Source organism: Verrucomicrobiota bacterium, from assembly GCA_016871675.1.
Lineage (GTDB): Bacteria > Verrucomicrobiota > Verrucomicrobiia > Limisphaerales > VHCN01 > VHCN01.
On record VHCN01000012.1, the window covers coordinates 50673 to 70130 of the forward strand.

15 protein-coding genes and 1 pseudogene are annotated in these 19458 nt (G+C 66.9%); 6 read left to right on the top strand and 10 right to left on the bottom strand.

Features of this window, described 5'->3' with window-relative positions; all coding sequences use genetic code 11:
• Positions 1-28: 28 nt before the first annotated feature.
• Both FJ386_04580 and FJ386_04585 read right to left on the bottom strand, forming a co-directional pair.
• Positions 29-1318, bottom strand: a complete 1290-nt coding sequence (locus FJ386_04580) for an efflux RND transporter periplasmic adaptor subunit (GenBank protein MBM3875982.1) — start codon at positions 1316-1318, stop codon at positions 29-31.
• Positions 1319-1355: 37 nt separating this feature from the next.
• Entirely contained in the window at positions 1356-2180 is an 825-nt protein-coding gene (locus FJ386_04585) for a YIP1 family protein (protein MBM3875983.1), read from the bottom strand.
• Between the two features lie 122 nt (positions 2181-2302).
• On the opposite strand from FJ386_04585, the gene FJ386_04590 reads away from it, so the two are divergent.
• Positions 2303-2767: an adenylyltransferase/cytidyltransferase family protein gene (locus FJ386_04590; protein ID MBM3875984.1), complete on the top strand. Its 465-nt coding sequence runs from the start codon at positions 2303-2305 to the stop codon at positions 2765-2767.
• A 6-nt stretch (positions 2768-2773) separates the two neighbouring features.
• Here FJ386_04590 and thrH read toward each other — a convergent pair whose 3' ends face one another.
• On the bottom strand, positions 2774-3355 hold the full coding sequence (gene thrH, locus FJ386_04595; GenBank protein ID MBM3875985.1) for a bifunctional phosphoserine phosphatase/homoserine phosphotransferase ThrH: 582 nt from the start codon (positions 3353-3355) through the stop codon (positions 2774-2776).
• A gap of 195 nt (positions 3356-3550) precedes the next feature.
• On the opposite strand from thrH, the gene FJ386_04600 reads away from it, so the two are divergent.
• Together FJ386_04600 and FJ386_04605 are read left to right on the top strand one after the other, a co-directional pair.
• Positions 3551-4432: a prephenate dehydrogenase/arogenate dehydrogenase family protein gene (locus FJ386_04600; protein ID MBM3875986.1), complete on the top strand. Its 882-nt coding sequence runs from the start codon at positions 3551-3553 to the stop codon at positions 4430-4432.
• 15 nt (positions 4433-4447) lie between these two features.
• Entirely contained in the window at positions 4448-5983 is a 1536-nt protein-coding gene (locus FJ386_04605) for an O-antigen ligase family protein (protein ID MBM3875987.1), read from the top strand.
• Between the two features lie 4 nt (positions 5984-5987).
• Here the strand turns inward: FJ386_04605 and FJ386_04610 are convergent, their stop codons facing one another.
• From FJ386_04610 to FJ386_04635, 6 genes are all read right to left on the bottom strand, one after another.
• Complete coding sequence (locus FJ386_04610) at positions 5988-6998, bottom strand: hypothetical protein (protein MBM3875988.1); 1011 nt, start codon at positions 6996-6998, stop codon at positions 5988-5990.
• Positions 6999-7222: 224 nt separating this feature from the next.
• Positions 7223-9403: a hypothetical protein gene (locus FJ386_04615; protein ID MBM3875989.1), complete on the bottom strand. Its 2181-nt coding sequence runs from the start codon at positions 9401-9403 to the stop codon at positions 7223-7225.
• An 81-nt stretch (positions 9404-9484) separates the two neighbouring features.
• The gene (locus FJ386_04620; protein MBM3875990.1) at positions 9485-10633 is read right to left on the bottom strand and encodes an aminotransferase class V-fold PLP-dependent enzyme; all 1149 of its coding nucleotides are present in this window, start codon (positions 10631-10633) and stop codon (positions 9485-9487) included.
• Complete coding sequence (locus tag FJ386_04625; protein MBM3875991.1) at positions 10630-11763, bottom strand: hypothetical protein; 1134 nt, start codon at positions 11761-11763, stop codon at positions 10630-10632. The genes FJ386_04620 and FJ386_04625 overlap by 4 nt, the downstream gene beginning before the upstream one ends.
• A 141-nt stretch (positions 11764-11904) precedes the next feature.
• Positions 11905-12237 (bottom strand): thioredoxin, encoded by a 333-nt coding sequence (gene trxA / locus FJ386_04630; protein ID MBM3875992.1) that lies wholly within the window; start codon positions 12235-12237, stop codon positions 11905-11907.
• Between the two features lie 62 nt (positions 12238-12299).
• Positions 12300-12788, bottom strand: a complete 489-nt coding sequence (locus FJ386_04635) for a hypothetical protein (GenBank protein MBM3875993.1) — start codon at positions 12786-12788, stop codon at positions 12300-12302.
• A gap of 391 nt (positions 12789-13179) precedes the next feature.
• Here FJ386_04635 and FJ386_04640 point away from each other — a divergent pair, with 391 nt between their 5' ends.
• From FJ386_04640 to FJ386_04650, 3 genes and pseudogenes are all read left to right on the top strand, one after another.
• Positions 13180-16365 carry a DUF1549 domain-containing protein gene (locus tag FJ386_04640; protein ID MBM3875994.1) on the top strand — a complete coding sequence of 1062 codons (3186 nt, stop codon included), beginning with the start codon at positions 13180-13182 and terminating at the stop codon, positions 16363-16365.
• 84 nt (positions 16366-16449) lie between these two features.
• The gene (locus FJ386_04645) at positions 16450-17946 is read left to right on the top strand and encodes a DUF1501 domain-containing protein (GenBank protein MBM3875995.1); all 1497 of its coding nucleotides are present in this window, start codon (positions 16450-16452) and stop codon (positions 17944-17946) included.
• A 97-nt stretch (positions 17947-18043) separates the two neighbouring features.
• Positions 18044-18361, top strand: a pseudogene (locus FJ386_04650) (glycosyltransferase family 2 protein).
• A gap of 34 nt (positions 18362-18395) precedes the next feature.
• Here the strand turns inward: FJ386_04650 and FJ386_04655 are convergent.
• The coding region (locus FJ386_04655; GenBank protein ID MBM3875996.1) for an amidohydrolase family protein at positions 18396-19458 on the bottom strand (1063 nt) is incomplete at its 5' end.

A 19458-nucleotide genomic window follows, 5' to 3' on the forward strand; every position in this document is an offset into this window, starting at 1 on the left:
TGGACCAAGCCCCGGTTCGCCGGTTGCGTCACTTCTTCTCCGCCGGCTTCTTCTTCTCGTTGTCCACCTTGACCAGCTTGCCGTCCTCGAGCTCGCGGTTGATGGCTTTGTAGCTGCCGGTGACGACTTCCATCCCCTCCTGCAGGCCGTCGCGAATCTCGGTGTGGTTGTCGTCGCTGATGCCGCGGGAGACTTTGACCATCCGGACCTTGTCGCCTTCGATGATGAACACGACCTCGGCGGGTTTGTTCACGGCCTCTTTCTTCGGCTTGTCCTTCTTGGCCACGCCGTCGTCGCCCGCGTCGCCGTTCGCGGCGGATGGGTCGTTCTTCGGCACGCGGGTCGTCACGCTTTGGATGGGCACGGAGAGCACGTTCGTGCGGTAGCGCGTCTCGACTTCGGCCGTGACGGACATGCCGGGGCGGAAGAGTTCCCTTTCCTTCACGCGGATGCGGACCTCGAACTTGGTCGCCTCCTGTTGCGTGCCCTGGCCGCTGGTCTTGGCGGTGTTCGCGATTTCGGTCACGGCGCCGGTGAACTTCTTGTCGCGGTAGGAATCCACCTCCAGACGTGCCGTCTGGCCGGCGCAAATGAGCACGACGTCCACCTCGCCGAGGTCCACGCGCGCCTCCATCTCGCTGAGGTCGGCGATGGTCATCACATCGGTGCCGGCCATCGTGGCGGTGCCGACGACGCGTTCGCCGAGCTGCGAATTGAGGCGCGTGATCGTGCCGTCGAGCGGCGAGACGATCGTGGTCTTGCGGAAGTCCTCCTCGGCGCGCGCCAGCGCCGCCGCGGCGACCTCGGCCTGGTGCTGCGACGCGGTGACCTGCGCCCTGGCGACCTCGAACGCCGTGCGCGCCTCGACGAACTGGGTGTCGCTGATGAGCTTCTCATCAAAGAGCTGCCGGGCGCGCTTGAACTCAATGTCGGCCTTCGCGCGGTTCGCCTCGGCGAGCGTCTGGTTCGCGATCGACGCCTTGTGGTTTGCGGTCGCGGAGTCGCGGCTCGCTGCGTAGAAGTCCGGCTTGATCTTGAGCAGCAGGTCGCCCTTCGTCACGGTCTGCCCCTCCTTCACCGGCAGGTCCACGATTTCGCCGCTGACCTCCGGGCTGATCTTCACCATGACGACCGGCTGGATTTTTCCGTTGGCGACGACGAGTTCGGTGAGCGATCGGGACGTGACTTTCTCCGTCTGCACGATGATCGGCACCTCGCGCTTGCGGAAGTAACTCCACGCGCCGAGGCTGCCGAGCGCGAGGAGCAGCAGGGTGAAGACGACGACTTTGCGGCGGGTTTTGGACTTGGGGGCAGCCATCAGGTTCGGTTAAGCACACCGCGAAGGGCGGAAGGTTTCAGTGTGCGCGCGCCCCCAGATACGCGACGGCAGCCATCCCGGCGGCGAAGACGAGCCAGATGGCATAAAGCCACGCCGCGGCGCGCCACCACGGCTTGCCGCACACGCGCGCAAGCCCGGCCGACAACACCGCCACATACCAGATCATCGAGAGGTCGAGGATGCCGAGCAACGCGTGTGTGTGATTGCCGGGGTCGAAGTCCTCCACGAGCGCGGCAGGCGAGACGCCCAGTTCCATCCGGCCCGTGGCCATCACCACGAACATCTTTGCCACCGTCCCCACCAGCGCGATCATCGCGGCCAGGCCGCTGACTTCCGCCATCTTCATGAACTCCACCTCCGCGTTCAACGCGTAGCGGCCGAGCAGCATCAGGATCAACGCCACGAAGAACACCCCGCCCACGGTCGCGATGAGCGAACCCACGGAGCCGAACGCGGCCATGATCGTCGGCGACATCCACTTCCTTGCGGCCTCGACGATGTCGTCGGCCTTGTCCGCCGGGACCTTGCCGGCCTTCACTTGATCGCGGATCGCCTGCTCCTGCGTCTGATGGAAGTTGCGCATCACGTTCTCCTGCGAGAAGACGACGAAGCAGAACACCACCGACATGATCGCCGTGAGGATGAGCGGGAGCACCCAGTTGCCGTTGTCGCGCGGCGAGCGCGCGACCTCCTCGAAGACGTCTCCCGGTGTCGCGTAGACATTCACCAGCCGCGCCGCCAGCGAACTTGGCGCGGGCGGCGGCGCAGGCGGTTGCGGACTTTCGGGTGCGGACTCGCTCATGACGACCAGGTTTTGCGCCGCATCAGACATTAGAATCACTCCGACTGCAACCCCGGCGCGCACAGAAATGTCCGTTGCCTCACCGGTTGCCACAGCAGGCAAGCGCTTGCATCCGGCCGGGTGATGGCGAGAATCGGGGCGTGGACTGCCGCGAGAAATTCCTGTCCATCGAATCGCTTGCCGGGTGGCGCGCGGCGTTCCGCGCGTCCGGCCGAAGGCTCGTCGTCACCAACGGCTGCTTTGACATCCTCCACGCGGGCCACGCGGTGTATCTCGAATCGGCGCGCAACCTCGGCGATGCGTTGCTGGTCGGGGTGAATGCCGATGCGTCAATCCGCCAGCTCAAGGGCCCGGAACGCCCGCTCAACGGCGAGTCGGACCGCGCGCTCGTGCTGGCTTCGCTCGCGTGCGTGGATGCGGTGTGCGTCTTCGGCGAGGTGACGGCCGCGCGATTCCTTTCGCTGGCGCAGCCGGACATTTATGCGAAGGGCGGCGACAACACGCTGGACTCCATCAACCAGGAAGAACGCCGGCTCGTGGAATCGCTCGGGGGCCGTGTGGAGATCGTGCCCGGTTTGCCCGGGCGATCCACCACGGGACTCGTGGACAGGATCAAGGCCGCCTGACCGCGATCATGGCCGCATCGCACCGCGGATCGCCGCGATGAATTCCGCGTAGGACTCGACCGCACGGAACTTCGGGAACTCGCGCTTCACGTTCCCGGGCGCGTGAAACAGGATGCCGGTGTCCGCCTCGCCCAGCATCGCCGTGTCGTTGTAGGAATCCCCGCCCGCGATGACGCGGTAATTCATCGCCTTGAACGCCGCGACGGCGCAGCGCTTCTGGTCGCGCAGCCGCAGTGCGTAATCCACGATGCGGTCGTTCTCCACGACGAGCCGGTGACAGAGCAACGCGGGCCAGCCGAGCTGTTTGAGAAGCGGTTGCGCGAACTGCTCGAAGGTGTCGGACAGGATGATGACCTGCACGAACGAGCGCAGCTCGTCGAGGAATTCACGGCCGCCCTCGAGCGGGCGCAACGTGCCGATCACCGCCTGGATGTCGGAGAGCTTGATGCCGTGCCGGTCAAGGATGCCGATGCGCTGGCGCATCAGCTTGTCGTAGTCCGGTTCGTCGCGCGTCGTGCGGCGGAGCTCGGCGATGCCGGTCTTCTCCGCGACGGCGATCCAGATTTCGGGCGTGAGCACGCCTTCCATGTCAAGGGTTACGAGGGTCTGCTGGCGATCCTGCACGGCGCGTGAGGGTGCGGAAGGGGCGCGTGGTTGTCGAGCGTGGGGTGAAGGGCGAGGCGCGCCCGGGGAAGCGGCGAGGCCGCACGGTTGCGCGCCTCCCCAAAACACCCGAGATGAAGGCTCTTGGCACTCGGTTGGGACCCGCGCATATTCGCGCGGATGCAGCCTTTCAGGAAAATGGCACTGCTCGGCGTCGGCCTGCTGGGCGGCTCGATCGGCCTCGCCGCCCGCAAGAACAAGCTCGCCGGGCGGGTCGAGGGCTTGGTGCGGCGCGAGGCGTCCATCGCCGAGTGCGAGCGCGGCGGCGTGGTGGACCGCGCCTCGCTTGATCTGGCTTCGGTCGTTTCCGGCGCGGACCTTGTCGTGCTCGGCACGCCGGTCGCGCAGATGCGCGCGCTGGCGGAGCGGTTCGCGCCGTCGCTGGGCAGGGGCGCGCTCGTCACCGATGTCGGCAGCGTGAAGGGTTGTGTGGTGCGGGATTTGGAGCCGGTCGTCGCGGCCGCGGGCGCGCACTTCGTGGGAAGCCACCCGATGGCCGGCGCCGAGCGCATGGGCGTGGGCGCGGCAAAGCCGGACCTGTTCGAGGGCGCGGTGTGCGTGACCACGCCGACGAAGCGGACGAAGGCGGACGCGTTGCGCCGGGTCGAGGAGTTCTGGAAGGCGCTCGGTTCGCGCGTGCTCCGGCTCGCGCCCGAGGCGCACGACGACCTCGTCGGCCGCGGCAGTCATCTGCCGCACGTGGTCGCGGCGGAGTTGTCCAACTACATCCTCAGCCCGGCGCATCCGGCGGAGCAGGCGATGGTGTGCGCGAACGGCTTCCGCGACACGACACGCATCGCGAGCGGGTCGCCGGAGATGTGGCGCGACATCGCGATGGCGAACCGCGAGAAGCTGGCGCGCATCCTCGGCGTGTTCATCGAGGACCTCGACGAATTCCGCCGCGCGCTTGAAGCCGGGGACGCGGCGGCCGTGGAGGAGTATTTTGTAAAGGCGAAGCAGCGGCGTGATGCATGGGTGGGGGGCGGCAAGTCGCCCGAGTGATCCCCGCGATTTCCTATGCGCACGGCGACGCTCGCCCTTCTCTTCAGCGCGGCACTGGCGCTGGTGCTCGGCTACGTGCTGGCGACGCCGTTCGACATGCGGTCGCTGGTGATCGTGGGCGGCGCGCTGGCGGTGTTGTCGGTGCCGGTGCTGCTGCGCTGGCACTATTGGCTGCTGTTGCTGAGCTGGAACGCCTCGATGCTGGTGTTCTTCCTGCCGGGGCGGCCGCAGGTGTGGATGTTTCTCTCGTTCGTGAGCCTAGGGCTGAGCGTGCTGGCGTGGCTGTTGCGCGACAACCTCGGGCACGCGGGCCGGGGCGTCGCGCGGCTCCAGCATGTGCCGGCGGTGACGTGGACGCTGCTGCTGTTGCTCGTCGTGGTCGCGGTGACGGCCGTGGCGCGCGGCGGCGTGGGCATCCGCTCGCTCGGCAGCCAGAGTTACGGCGGCCGGCATTACATTTTCATCGTGGCGTCGGTGGCAGGCTACTTCGCGATCAGTTGCCGCCGCATCGCGCCGCCGCACGCGAAGCTCGCCGTGCTGCTGTTCTTCATCGGCGCGCTGTCGCAGCCGATCAGCAACTTGATTTATCTCGCCGGGCCGAATTTCTACTGGCTGTTCACGATGTTCCCGGTGGAGTTCGCGGTGCTGCAAGCCACCACCGAAAGCGCGGTCTCGCGCTTTAACTCGATCACGTTCGCGATGACGGGCATCTACTCGTGGATGCTCGCGCGCTACGGCGTGGCGGGGTTGTTCGACTGGCGCCGGCCGTGGCGGCTGCTGTGCTGGCTGGGCGTGGTGGTGGTGAGCCTGCTGGGCGGGTTCAGGTCGGCGGTGGTTTTCGCCGGGCTCGTCTTTGCGATGCAGTTCATGGTCGAGGGGTTGTGGCGGACGCGGCTGTTGCCGCTGATCGTGCTTGGAGCGGCGGTGGCCGTGGCGACGATCATCCCGCTGGCACCGAAGCTGCCGTTCTCCGTGCAACGGGCGTTGAGCTTCCTGCCGATCGAGGTGAGCCCGCTGGCGAAGGCCGATGCGGCGGCCTCGACCGACTGGCGCATGCGCATGTGGCATGTCGTCTGGGCGCAGGTGCCTCAATACCTCTGGCTCGGCAAGGGCTACTCGATCAACCCCACGGACCTGCACCTGGTCGGCGAGGCGCAGTTGCGCGGGCTGGCGGCGGACATCGACCAGGCGGTGATCGCGGGCGATTATCACAGCGGGCCGCTGTCGGTGCTCGTGCCGTTCGGAATCCCGGGCGCGACGGCGTTTCTTCTGTTCTGCATCGCCTCGTTGCGGTTGCTGCACCGGAACTTCAAGCGGACCTCTCCGGAGCTTCGCACGGTGAACGCCTTCCTCTACTCGTGCTTCGCGGCGAAGTTTGTTTTTTTCTGGGCCGCGTTCGGCGCGCTCGCCAGCGACCTCGCTCAGTTCGCCGGCTTCGTCGCCCTCAGCGTGGCGCTTAACGGCACGGGTGAGGACGCCCCGGCGCGCGCGCCCGCGAAGGAACCCCGCCCTGACGTGGCGCAGCCAGCGGGCGCTGCGGCGCCGGCTTGAGCGGTCAGTCCTTGGTGAGGGGCAACGGCCGCGCGTCCTCGGCATTCTTGAACGGCACGCTCGCCTTGAACCGCCACGCGCCCTTGGGCTCGATCACGTTTGCCGAGTCCTGTGCGACGCCGAGCTTGTTGTTTCCCTGGTCGAAAAGCTCGAACTGCAGCTTCACGTTGAAGGCCTGCGCCGCGGCCCGGTTCGTCACCGTGCCGACGAGGAAGATCAGCCCCGTGTCGGCCTGCGGCTGGAAACGGAAATCCAGAATCTCAAGCTCGGCCGTGCCGCCACCCCCGCCCTTGTCGCGAAGTTTCGGCAGGATGAAAACCGCGGCGACGCCGAGGAGGATGAGCACCCCGACGGAAACCGCCACGGGGATGAGCCACTTCGGCCGCGGTTTGCGGCCGGTGTCCGCGGGCGCTGCTTTCGCCCGTGGAATGGGCGGCGGCGGCGGCGGGTTGGCCATCGGGCCGGGGACCGGGTCCACGAGTATCGCGCTTTTGGCGGGATTGGGCGCGGCGGGCGCGGCGGCGGCGGGCTTCGTGGCGCCGGGCATCACGGGCTTGGCGGCGGGCGTGACGGGTTTCGCACCGGGGACGACGGGTTTGGGCGGCCCGGAAGGCACCGGCGGGCGCGCGGCGGATGCAGCGGCTTGGACGGCGGCCATCGGTTCGACCGGGGTCTTCTGCGCAATGGAACTCGCCGGCGCCACTGCGGCCGGTGCCGCGGCTGCGGGGGCGGTCATCGGACGCGACTGGCTTCCGGGCGCCGCGAGCACCGTGTTCTGCTTGCAGTGCGGGCAAGGGACTTCGCTGCCGATGAGCCGGGCGTGATACTCGATCTTGTCCCAGCAGACGTTGCAGAAGCACTTGTAGAAGAGGCTGCCATCCGCCTGCTTGCCGGGGATGAGCGGCGTCATCGCCCGGCAATGAGGGCAGGGAACCTTGTTGTTTGCGTGGGATTCGGGGAAGGCGATGTGTTCACCGCACTTCACACACGCGCCCTTGAGGGTGGCCTCACTCATGGCGGCATCCGGGGCGAACTGTCCGCAAAGTGGGTCGCATGGTTGGCGGCAGAGGATACACGCGGTCGAAAGCCGGGGAAGGAAAAATGCGGACGCCGCACGCAAACGACGGGCTTTGCCCGGCGGATCGAGCGCGCGCCCCGTGTCGAGCACTGGCCGGGGCGCTTCCTCGGACTGGGACGCGATTGCGCCTGCCGGCGGGCCGTTGCTTCGCGTCCCGCTGCTTACTTCGCTGCCGCGTCGAGGGCGTCGTGCATGATGCCGGGCGTGAGAAACGCGGGCAGCACGAGCGGCGGCTTGGAGGCGTCCTTCGGATACACGAGCACGAGGGGCACGCCGGCGCGGCCGAACTGCTTCAACTCGGCGATGATGGCCGGGTCTTCGTCGGTGTTGTCGCCGATGAGTGTGACGGCGTTGAGATCCTTGAGCCTCTTGCGGGTGGATGGAATCTCGATGGACGTGCGGAGATTGGCCTTGCAGGTCAGGCACCAGTCCGCGGTGAAGTCCACGAGGATGACGCGGCCCTCGCCGCGGGCCTTGGCCACGGCGTCGGCGCTCCACTTGCCCCACACCAGCTTGTCGGGGTCACTGGTGGTCGATGTGACGGCTTCCGTCCCGCCGCCGGCCTTCTTCACGGGATTCCTCCAGTGCAGTTCGTCCTCGAGCGCCTTGGCGTAGCCGCCGCCGAGGAGCAGGACGCAGAGGCCCGCCGCGAGTCCGCGGCGCCGGGTGCCGCGCTGGACAAACTCGCCGAAGATCCACGCGGCCATTGCCACGATGACAAGGAACAGCCCGAGCCAGAGCGTGCCGTCGGAGCCAAAGCGCTTGGCGGTGAAGCTGAACAGCCACAGCGCGGTCGCGAGCATCGGGAAGCCCATGGCGATCTTGAATTTCTCCATCCACGCGCCGGGGCGCGGGAGCAGCTTCACCCACGCGGGCTTCCAGCTCAGCATCGCGTAAGGGAAGGCCAGCCCGAGCCCGGTGGTCGCGAAAAACAGGATCACTTCCTGCGTGGTGCGTTCCTTCGCAAAGGCGAATCCGAGCGCGGGCGCGAGGAACGGCGCGGTGCAGGGCGTCGCGAGCACGACGGCGAGGATGCCGTTGAAGAACGCGCCGGAGGCGCCTTCCTTGTGCGCGAGCTGGCCGGCCGCGCCGACCGCGCCGCTCGCGGTCACTTCGAAGAGGCCGAAGAGGTTCAGCGCCACGAGGGTCATCAGCACGGTCAGCACGAGCGTGAATTGCGGGTTCTGCATCTGCATGCCCCAGCTCGCGTCCTTGCCCGCGCCGCGGACGGCCAGCACCATCGCAGCCATCACGAGGAACGACGCGACGACGCCCGTCGAATAGATGAGTCCGAGATGGAAAACGCGCCGCGGGTCCTCCTTGCTCTGGTTCACGAAGCCCAGGATCTTCAGGGCGATGACCGGGAACACGCACGGCATGATGTTGAGGATCATTCCGCCGATGAACGCAAACCAGAGCATCTTGCCAAAGGACTGCTTCGCCTCGCCGAAAGCCGCGCCCGCGGCGGACGCCGTGCCTGTTCCTCCACCCGCCGCTTCCCCGGGAATGGGGACGCTCGTCTCGAAGGCCGTGCCTGTCTTCTCGCCCGCGTTGAGGTGCACGAACAGTCCCGCGACCGCCGCGGGCCACGCGCCGCCCTCGGATTTCTTCTTCACGATTTTGCGGATGCGCGCCGTGCCGGGCTCGGACGGCAGCACTTCGGTCTTCTGGTCGATCTCCCATTTGTCGGCCTCGCCAGCGACGGGGTAGAAGTCCACTTTCTCCGGTTTGCCGGGGACGCCCCACTCGAGCACGAGCGGACGCGAGTCTCCGGTCGCGGGCTTCTCCCAGCCGACGAGGAGCTTCGCCGGCGCGGCGGGAGTCGGAAGCAGTTTCTTCGCGTCCTCGAGTTCCTTCGCGTCGCCGCCGGGCTTCGAATCGGTGCCGATCTTCAACGGCGCGCTGACCTCGGACCGGCCCGGGATGCAAAGGCCTTCGGCTTCGCATTCGAGCCACTTGACTTCGCCGACGATTTCAAACGTCCCGGCCGCGGCGTCCGCGGCGAGCTTGAGCGGGATGAGCAGGATGATTTCGTCGTGATACTCGTAGGTGAAGAGGTCGGTGAAGAGCGCCTTTTCGGGAACGGGCCACTGGATGTCTCCGGCGGTGACGCCCTTGGGGAGAGTCCACTTGATGCTCGTGGGGATGCCGGATTCGCCAGGGCTTTTCCAGTAGGTGTGCCACGCGTTCGGCATTCGCATGAGCAACCCGGCGGTGACGACTTCGCCCGGCTTGGCGGACTGGTGGGAAAGCAGCAGCGTGGTTTTGGTCTTCGCCTGTCCGAAGGCAGCGGTGGCGGAGATCAACAGCGCGGCAGCGAAGGCGAGGGGTCGGAACGTCATGCGTGTAGGATGCACCGGGTCGTTTTTTGTTCGAACAAATTCCGTCCAGGGAGGGACACCGCGGGCGGGCGGCCTGGCGGCTCAGAGCATCTCCAGCACGCGGCGCAATTCGTCGTCGGTGTTGTAGCAATGCGGTGAGAGCCGGAGATACTGCCGCCCTGTCCGGTCCGCGCGCAGCGAGGTGACGATGTTCGCGGCCGCAAGCTGCTTGTGGACGGCGGCCACGTCCGCGTCCTTGCGGTGGAGGGAGAGGATGGCGCCGGCGTTTTCCCGCGGAGCCTTCGCGTGGAGCACGGACCATCCGTTGGCTTCGAGCGCGGGCACGAGCCACTGGCGCTTGCGCAAGAGCTCGGCGGCGATGTTCTCGACGCCCAGTTCGAGCAGCAGTTCCATGCAGGCTTTCAGGCCGACAAGCCCGGCGACGTTGTGCGAGCCGGCCTCGAACCGCGCCGGGCCGCTCCGGAACATGATCGCCTCCTGTGCGACGTAGTTCGGGCAGCGGACGTTGTTCCAGCCGAGCACGGGCGGGCGCAACCGCTCCTGCAGGTCCTTCTTCACGTAGAGAATGCCCGCGGCGCACGGGCCGAGCAGCCACTTGTGCGCGTCCGCCGCGAGGAAGTCCACGTGCTTCACCGGCGTCGGGAACGCGCCGAGCGTCTGGATGCCGTCCACGCAAAACAGGATGTTCCGCTCGCGCAGGCTGCGGCCGATGGCGTCGAGGTCGAGCCGCCAGCCCGCGACGAAGTGGCAGGAGGCGAGCGCGACCAGCCGTGTTTGCTCGTCCACCTGCCCCGCGACATCGAGCGGCCGGATGCGGCCGAGTTCGCGCGCGTTCAGCAACCGCACCTGCACGCCGCGGTCGGCCAGCGCCATCCACGGATACACGTTCGTCGGGTAGTCGTCGTGGTAGATGAGGACGTTGTCGCCCTTGCGGAACGGCAGGCTGGCTGCGACGAAGCTCAGCGCGAGCGAGGTCGGGCCGACGAAGGAAATCTCGTCCGGTTGCGCGCCGACGAGCCGCGCGGCGATGTCACGAGACTGGCGGAGGAGTTCGGGCAGGATCGTCTCCTGGTCGTCCTCGCTCGCGTTGAAGGCGTAGTGCGCCATCGCATCGGCGACGCGGCGGGGCAGCGGGCAGACGCCGGCGTGGCCGAGGAAAATCTTGGTTCGGGCGACGGGGAATTCTTCGCGACGGAGTTCCTCGCTGGAGAGGATTTCTGAAAGGGTCATTTCTCGTTGATGATGTTTCCGATGGTGTTCATGTAGCCGCCGGCCAGGGCGAAGATCATCTTGATGATCATGAGGGCGATGAAGGCGTAGACGACCCGCGGGGTCCATTCGGCCACGGCTTCCATTTTGCGCGTGCCTTCCTCCTGATGGTAGTCCTGCAGGCGGACGAGTGTGTCGTCCAACTGGCCGCTGATTTCGCCGGTGTGGTAGAGGTTCGCGAACATCTCGGGAATCTCGCTACAGTCGGGCAAGACTTCGCCCGGTGATTCGTCGCCCTGACTGACGCGCGGCAGCCACTTCTCGACGGCGCGGCCGAGCGCGGGCGAGCCGGCGGCCTTGGAGCCCATCTCCCAACTGTGCACGAGGTTCACGCCGGCGGAGAGCATCGCCTCGATGGACATGGCGAGCCGCGCGAGCGCAAGGTGCTTCCACGCCTGCCCCGCCAGATACAGCAGCCACGCGACGGCGGGGCCGACGAACAGCCAGTTCCAGAACCAGCCGTCCGCGCCGGGGACAACCGTCGAAAGCAGGAACAGGCCTCCCGCGACGACGAGATAAGTGACCGGGCTCCAGCGACAGGCTTTCTCGAGCAGTGCGCGCCAGAGTTGCCCCCAACGGCTCTGGCCTGCGAGCACCAGCGCGATGATGAGCGCGTAAGCGCAGACCAGCGGCGTGAGGGCTTGGATGAGATACTGGTCCGCCGTGATGGCTCCCTCGGGCCGGAGGAAGGCCGGCAGCGGGAAGATGAACACGGCCATGTGGAAGACAAGCGCCGGATACCACAGGCCGGAGAGGACCTTGCGAGCGAGGACGGCCCGCTGGTTGTAGACTTTTTCGAGGATGTGGAAGCACTGGTCGAGCCGCCCGGAGCGTTCGCCCGCCTCGATGAGCGAGAGGTCGAACGGCGCGAGCCAGCCGCGGGTCTGCCGGAGCCCGTCGATGAACGTGGAACCGAGCTGGATGGACTCCAGCACCGTGCCAATGGGCTTGCGGTCGCCGTAAGAAGGCGGGGACTTCTTGAGCATCTCCAGCGCCTTGACGAGCGGCACGCCCGCAACCGTCAGCGCGCGCGCCTGATGGTAAAGCTCGGCGCGGCTCGCGAGCTGGCCAGGCAGGAAAACGATTGCCACGTGGGAGAAAGTGCGCGAACCGGCCGTGGCGTGGCAAGCGCGGAGGGAGGGGGAACGGGCCGGTCTTCAGTTTTCAGTATTCAGACCCGGCGGTGTTTGCAACCGCCTGAACACTGAACTGTGCTTGCTTCCGGCCACCGCTCAAGCAGCGGCCTTGTCGAGGCTGGCCTTCAAGTCCTTCTTGGTCTTGAGGCCGACGGTTTGCTCGATCACCTCGCCGCCCTTGAAGAAGAGCAGGGCGGGAATGGCGTTGATGCGGTATTGGGCGGCGAGCATGCCGTTGTCGTCCACGTTGACCTTCCCAATCTTGACCTTGCCGGCGTATTCGCCCGCGAGTTCGTCGAGCACCGGCCCGAGCATTTTGCACGGTCCGCACCACTCGGCCCAAAAGTCCACGAGCACGGGCGTGGCGGACTTGAGCACTTCGGCGTCAAAGTTCGATTCGGTCAGGGTGACAATATTCGGAGCTGCCATATCAAGGGGATATCGATGGAGGTTGAAGCGGGTGAGACTTGGAACGCCCTGCTCGCGCCGGATCAGAATCCGATGTGCCGGACGAGGTTCCCCAAGGCCGCCGCGGCTGCGAGGAACGCGATGATGGCCAGCGCGATGTCCCACTTGCTGGCTTTGCCGGGGACTGCCACCGCAGCTTCCTTCTTCTCCTTGACCGCGCCCTTTTCACGGCTCGCGGCGGGCAGGACGACGGAGGCCTTCGAGGCGACCGTCGGGGCCGCGGTCTGTGCGACGGGGGCCATCGTGACGGCATCGGCGCCATCCGAGGGCATCACGGCGGGGGCCTCGGCTTTCGCCGCGCCCGGCTTGGCTGGCATCGTGGGCTTGGGCGGACCGGCAGGCCTGGCCGGAGCGGGCGTGTGCTGCAAAGTCACCATCTCCGCGGGGTTGGGAATTTTTACCGTCTTGCTCGCATCATCCACTTGGGGAACGACGAGGCTGATCGTGGGGCCGGACTGGGGAAGGTTGGGTTTCGGCGCGGCACTGGCGCCCAACGCCGGGGCCGGAGCCATCGCAGGCGCGCCTGGGGCGGGTCGAGGAGGGAGTTCGAGCCGGACGGTTTCCTTCGCAGCAGGTTTGGGAGGAAGTTCGAGACGCACAGTCTCTTTCGCCGTCGGTTTTGGCGGAAGGCTGATACGAACCGTCTCCTTCTTGGGCTGAACTTTGGATACCTCGGCCGGTTTTGGCGGGGCAGCTCCGGCCGGCATGTTCAGGTTGTCGGACATAGAGGAAGAATCTTGTGCTGCGGAAAGCTAGGGGTTGCGTGTTTACACTGTCAAACTCTTATTCCGCCATCGGGTTGCGTAGTTCGACGCACCGCTGGCCCGTTGGAAATCGTGTCGGAGATTCGTTAAATGCCATCGAGTCGTTGCCCGTCCACCTAGGCGTCGCTATGTTCCACTCATGCACGTGAACGCTCTCGCGCCGGCCCTCGCGTTGCTCTGGGTTCCCGGATTCCTCTGCGCCGCCACGCCCAAGACGGCCGCGGACGCGACAAAGTTACCCGCCCCTTCCCGTGTGGCGGCGGACTTCTCTCGCGACATCCATCCACTGCTCGCGAAGAACTGCTTCTCCTGCCACGGACAGGAGAAACAAAAGAACGGGCTGCGGCTCGACTTGAAGGCCGCCGCACTCGCGGGAGGCGACTCGGGCAAGGTCATCGTTCCCGGCAAGAGCGCGGAGAGCAAGCTGGTCCGCATGGTCGCTGGTCTGGTCGAAGGCGAACTCATGCCGCCGAAGGGCGCGCGACTCACCACAGCGGAGATCGGCAAACTGCGCGCCTGGATCGACGCCGGGGCGCCGTGGCCCGACCCCACGGACGGCACCGCGTCGCGGGGCCCTTCCTCCCCCGCGTCCCATTGGGCCTTCAAGCCGGCAGTCATCACGCCGCCTTCCAAACTGCGCGACGGCAAATGGACCGCGAACCCCATTGACCACTTCGTTCTCGCGCGCCTCGAGAAGGAGCGGCTCAAGCCCTCGCCCGAGGCCGACCGTTACACGCTGGTGCGCCGCCTCTCGCTCGACCTGCTCGGCCTGCCGCCGACGACAGAGCAGGTGCGCGAGTTCGTGAATGACGCCAGCCCAAACGCCTACGAGAAGCTCGTAGACCGTCTGCTCGCCTCGCCGCACTTCGGCGAACGCTGGGCACGCCACTGGCTCGACCTCGCCCGCTACGCCGACAGCGACGGCTACGAGAAGGACCGCCCGCGGCCGTTCGCCTACACGTATCGCGACTGGGTCATCCACGCCATCAACCGCGACCTGCCCTACGACCGCTTCAGCATCGAGCAACTCGCCGGCGACCTGCTCGACAAGCCCACGCACGAGCAACTCGTCGCCACGGGCTTTCATCGCCAGACCCTCACCAACACCGAGGGCGGCGTGGACCAGGAGGAATTCCGCTGCAAGGCCGTCGTGGACCGCGTCAGCACCACGAGCACCGTGTGGCTCGGCCTCACGATGGGTTGTGCCGAGTGCCACTCGCACAAATACGACCCGCTCTCGCAGCGCGAGTTCTTCTCGCTCTTCGCGTTCTTCAATAACGCGTCGGAGAAGGACATCAAGTCGCCGCAACACGACGAGCTCGCGGCATACGAGAAGGCGAAAAAATCCCACGATGCCGAGAACACGAAGCTCAAATCCGCGCTCGACGCCTACGTGAAGGCCGACCTGCCGCCGAAGTTCGCCGAGTGGCTCAAGACCGCGTCGCTCGACGCCGTGCCGTGGCGCCCCCTCGCCCCCGACAAGCTCTCCGCGAAGAACGGCACCACACTCAAGGCCGACAAGGAACAAGTCATCACCGCGAGCGGCGCGGCGCCGGCAAAGGAAACCTACACCGTCGAGGCCAAGTCACATGTGCGGCGCGTGACCGGCGTCCGCCTCGAAGCGATCGACGACCCCGACCCGAAGAAAGGCCCCGGCCGCCACAGCGACGGGAACTTTGTGCTCACGCATTTCACCGTGCAGGTGCAACTGCCCGGCGCGAAGGATGCAGTGGACGTGCCGCTGCAGAAACCGCTCGCGGATCACTCGCAGGCCAGGTTCCCCGTGGCCAACGCGCTGAAAGGGCTCGACACGTCCGGCTGGGCCGTCGCGCCGCAGATTCAGAAATCGCACGTGGCCGTGTTCGAGGCGAAGACGCCCCCCGACCTGCCCGAGGGCGCGCGGCTGATCGTCACGCTCGACCACCAATACAATTCAGGCTACACGCTCGGGCAGTTCCGGCTGTCCGTCACGGAGTCCGCGGGCCCGCTCAAGCCCGACTCCACGCCCGAGACCGTCGCGATGGCGCTCGCCGCAACACCCGACAAGCGCACACCGAAGCAGATCGAGGCGCTCTCGAAGTATTTCCGCGAGCAGGTGGACGCCGACGCGAAGACACTTCAAGCCGCGCTCGACGACCACACAAAGAAGTCGCCGGCTTTCCCCGCAACCACCGCCGCCGTCATCACCGAAGAACCCGCCGGCCGCAGGACGGCCATCCATCTGCGCGGTAACTTCCTCGACCGCGGCGCCGAGGTTCAGCCCGGCACGCCCGCGGTGCTCCATCCGTTCAAGGCGCGCGGGCCGAAACCCGACCGCCTCGACCTCGCACGCTGGCTATTCGACCCGGCGAATCCACTCACCGCCCGCGTCGCCGTCAACCACGTCTGGAAGGGCCTCTTCGGCCGCGGACTCGTGAGCTCGATGGACGACTTCGGCACTCGCGGCGAGAAACCCACGCACCCCGAACTGCTCGACTGGCTCGCGCTCACGTTCGGGTCGCCCCGGAATTCCACGGAAGCCAACAAAGGCAACGAAGGAGCCGCTTCCTTGACTTCGCCACCGTCTGTTCAAAATGGCCGCGGCATGGGCTGGAGCCGCAAGGAATTGGTGAAGCTCATCGCAATGAGCGCGACTTACCGGCAGGCCTCCGTCGTGCGGACCGACTTGCGCGACCGTGACCCGAACAACCTCCTGCTCGCCCGGCAAAACCGCCTGCGCCTCGAAGCCGAGACCGTCCGCGATTCCTACCTCGCCGCCAGCGGGCTGTTGAACACAAAAGTCGGCGGACCGAGCATCCGCCCGCCACTGCCCGCGGACATCGCCGCGCTCGGCTACGCCAATTCCGTGAAGTGGACCGAGAGCCCCGGCACCGAGAAGAACCGCCGCGGCCTCTACATCTTTTTCCAGCGCACCGTGCCGTATCCCATGCTGATGACCTTTGACGCGCCCGACTCGAACTCGACCTGCACGCGTCGCGAGCGCAGCAACACGCCGCTGCAGGCGCTCACGCTCCTCAACGACCCGGTCTTCTACGAATGCGCTCAATCACTCGGCCAGCGCATGGCCGCGCTCGACACCGCCGACCCGTTCGAGAAACTGCGCCACGGCTTCCAGCGCTGCTTCGGCCGGCTGCCGAACGCCGAAGAGTTCGCGTTGCTCGCGAGGGTTTACGACTCCCAGCTCAAGCTCGCGCAATCCAACGCCGAGAACGCCGCGAAGATTGCCGGTGGCAAGAAGGACGACCCGGCCGTCGCCGAGAAAGCCACCTTCGTCGCGCTCGGCCGCGTGATGCTGAACCTGGATGAATTTGTGACCCGCGATTGAGGCGAACGACGTGAACCAGATCTCGAAAGCAGCAGCGTCCTCATCAGCAACCGGATTCAGCCGGGCGTCAGACCGTCACTCGCCATGAACCGCAATCCCGACGTGTCCCCAACGGACATCGCCACGCTCACGCGTCGCGATTTCCTCGCCACGAGCGCCACCGGCCTCGGCACGCTCGCACTCGCCACGTGCCTCCAGCGCGACGGCCTGCTCGCCGCCGGACCGAGCCGCTCCGACCCGCTCGCGCCGCGCCCGCCACACGTCGCACCGCGCGCCAGGAACTGCATCCTCATCTACTTCGAGGGCGCGCCGAGCCACATCGACCTCTTCGACCCGAAGCCCAAGCTCAACGAGATGAACGGCCAGAAGCTGCCGGATGAAATGCTCGAGAAGGTCCGCTTCGCGTTCATCAAGAAGGACGGCGTGCGCCTGATGGGCAGCCCGCGCAAGTTCACGCCGCACGGCCAGTGCGGGATGGAACTCAGCGACCTGCTGCCGCACATCGGCTCCGTCGCGGACGACATCTGCCTTGTGCGCTCAATGCACACCACCCAGTTCAACCATCATCCCGGCCAGCTCATGATGAACTGCGGCTCGCCGCTCTTCGGCCGGCCCACGCTCGGCTCGTGGCTCGCCTACGGGCTCGGCAACGAATCACAAAACCTCCCCGCCTACGTGGTGCTGCACGCGGGGCGCGGCTCCAGCGCGGGCGCGAGCGCGTGGACGAGCGGATTCCTGCCGAGCACTTATGCGGGAGTGATCTTCCGCAACCAGGGTGACCCGGTGCTGAACCTCTCCAACCCGCCGGGCTTCACCGACGAGATGCAGCACCTCGGCCTCGATGCCATCGGCGACTTGAACCGGCTCCGCCACACATACGTCGCCGACCCGGAGATCGCCTCGCGCATCGGCGCCTACGAACTCGCCGGCCGCATGCAGGCCGCGATGCCCGAGCTCATGGACATCTCAAAGGAATCGCAGGCCACCCTCGACCTCTACGGCGTGGGCCGAAAGTCCCGCGAGAATCCCGGCGGGCGCGGCGGCGGGCCGGAGACTTACTCGACCTTCTCGCGCAACTGCCTCCTCGCGCGCCGCATGATCGAGCGCGGCACGCGCTTCGTGACGCTGTTGCACGCGTCGTGGGACCATCACAGCAATATCAACCAGGAACTCCCGTTCTGCGCCGGCATGGCGGACCAGGCCATCGCCGGCCTCGTGAAGGACCTCAAGCACCGCGGCATGCTCGACGACACAATGGTCATCTGGGCCAGCGAATTCGGCCGCACACCGCTCGGCGAAAACCGCGGCGACTCGCCCAACGTCACCGGCCGCGACCATCATCCCTTCGCCTTCTCCATGTGGCTCGCCGGCGGCGGCATCCGGGGCGGGCAGGTCATCGGCGAGACGGACGAAATCGGCTGGGGCATCACGCGCGACCCGGTCAGCGTCCACGACCTCCACGCGACGGTGCTGCGGCAGTTCGGCTTCGACCACGAACGGCTCACCTATCGTTTCCAGGGCCTCGACTTCAAGCTCACCGGCGTCGAGGGCGCGAACGTCGTGCACAAGATGATCGCGTGAGGCGCGGCCACTTTGAGTCTCGCAAGCCGCGAGGCCCCTCCGCTACAACCTGCGCGTGATGGACCGCCGCGCGTCTCACGAAGCCCGGACTCCCGGGCGCTGCTCGATCGTCATCCCCGCGCGCAACGAGGCCGGCAATATCGAAGCCGCGGTTCTTCGCACTCCCGGGATGGGCCTCGGCACCGAGATCATTTTCATCGAGGGACATTCGAAGGACAATCCGTGGGACGAAATCCAACGCGTGAAGGCAAACTTCCCGGAGCGCGACATCCAGGTGCTCAAGCAGCAGGGCCGCGGCAAGGGCAGCGCCGTGCGCGAGGCGTTCGCCACGGCGACAGGCGACCTGCTGTTCATCCTCGACGCCGACCTTGCGATGCCGCCGGAGGAGCTGCCGACATTCTACGAGGCCGCGCGCCGGACACCGCGGAATTCGACGGCCTCCCGCAAGGTCAGCGTCCCGCCGGCCGTTCCGGCGCCGGCCGGGCGTTGTATTTCTCGTAGAGCCGCGTGTGGCGCGAGTCGAGGTTGACTTCCCGGCCGGAAATCCACATCCGCTTCACCTCGACGCGCGCGTCGAGGATGTCCCCCGTCGCCGCGAAGAACGTCGCGTCCTTGCCCGCCTCGATGCTCCCAAGCCGGTCGCCGACGCCGAGCGCCTGCGCGGGATGAAGCGTGATGCCCCGGAGCGCCTCCGCGCGCGGCAACCCGAACGCGACCGCTTGCGCGGCTTGATACGGCAGGTTGCGCGCCGTGCTCGCGGCATCGCCGCCGAGGCTCTCGTTGAAGATCACTTTTACACCGGCCGCGTGGAGCTTCGCGGGCGCGGTGAAATGCGTGTCGTAGGCGAGCGTGTCGCGCGGCGTCGAGGCCGAGAGCGAGCCGCCCATGTTGAACGTGCGCTCGTAGATCACCGGCACTTTGTTCGTCGCAAGCAGGTCGCCGTGCATCCACGCGTCGCGTCCGCCGGCGAGGATCATCCGGAGCTTGTTCGTCACCGCCCAGTTCACCGCGGCCTTGATCTGCCGCGCGTCGTCGGCGTGGACGACGAGCGGCAGCTCGCCTCGCACGTAAGGCAGCATCGCCTCCCAAGCTGGAATCCGTTTCGGCGCCGGCGCGCCGTTCGCGGCGGCGTCCTTCGCCTTCGCGTAGGCGCGCGCCTCGGCGAAAAAGTCGTCGAGCTCCCGGAATCGCTTCGCGCGATCCTTCGCCTGGTCGTCGAGCGACTTCCATTGGGCCGGACTGGCGGCACGTTCGCGCGGTGACGGGTCGAGGTCCACGCGCGGCCATGTGATGTGCAGCGCGACGGGCGTCTTGACCGCGGGTTCCTCGATGCCCCAGCCGTCGAGCGCGAGCAGGCCGGACTGTCCGCTGACCACGCCGCCTTGGGGCGTCGCGACGAAGTGCGTCATGCCATTCGCGCGCGCGACGGGCAGCAGCTCCGAGTCGGGATTCACCGAGAGCCAGGAGCGGACTTCGGGATGATAGTCGCCCGATTCGACCATGTCGCGGCTC

Excerpts from the sequence above, each read along its gene's own strand:
- FJ386_04580 (MBM3875982.1), bottom strand. The coding sequence starts at position 1,318 with ATGGCTGCCCCCAAGTCCAAAACCCGCCGCAAAGTCGTCGTCTTCACC.
- thrH (MBM3875985.1), bottom strand. The coding sequence starts at position 3,355 with ATGGAAGGCGTGCTCACGCCCGAAATCTGGATCGCCGTCGCGGAGAAG.
- FJ386_04600 (MBM3875986.1), top strand. The coding sequence starts at position 3,551 with ATGCAGCCTTTCAGGAAAATGGCACTGCTCGGCGTCGGCCTGCTGGGC.
- FJ386_04605 (MBM3875987.1), top strand. The coding sequence starts at position 4,448 with ATGCGCACGGCGACGCTCGCCCTTCTCTTCAGCGCGGCACTGGCGCTG.
- FJ386_04610 (MBM3875988.1), bottom strand. The coding sequence starts at position 6,998 with ATGAGTGAGGCCACCCTCAAGGGCGCGTGTGTGAAGTGCGGTGAACAC.
- FJ386_04615 (MBM3875989.1), bottom strand. The coding sequence starts at position 9,403 with ATGACGTTCCGACCCCTCGCCTTCGCTGCCGCGCTGTTGATCTCCGCC.
- FJ386_04620 (MBM3875990.1), bottom strand. The coding sequence starts at position 10,633 with ATGACCCTTTCAGAAATCCTCTCCAGCGAGGAACTCCGTCGCGAAGAA.
- trxA (MBM3875992.1), bottom strand. The coding sequence starts at position 12,237 with ATGGCAGCTCCGAATATTGTCACCCTGACCGAATCGAACTTTGACGCC.
- FJ386_04635 (MBM3875993.1), bottom strand. The coding sequence starts at position 12,788 with ATGGCTCCGGCCCCGGCGTTGGGCGCCAGTGCCGCGCCGAAACCCAAC.
- FJ386_04640 (MBM3875994.1), top strand. The coding sequence starts at position 13,180 with ATGCACGTGAACGCTCTCGCGCCGGCCCTCGCGTTGCTCTGGGTTCCC.
- FJ386_04645 (MBM3875995.1), top strand. The coding sequence starts at position 16,450 with ATGAACCGCAATCCCGACGTGTCCCCAACGGACATCGCCACGCTCACG.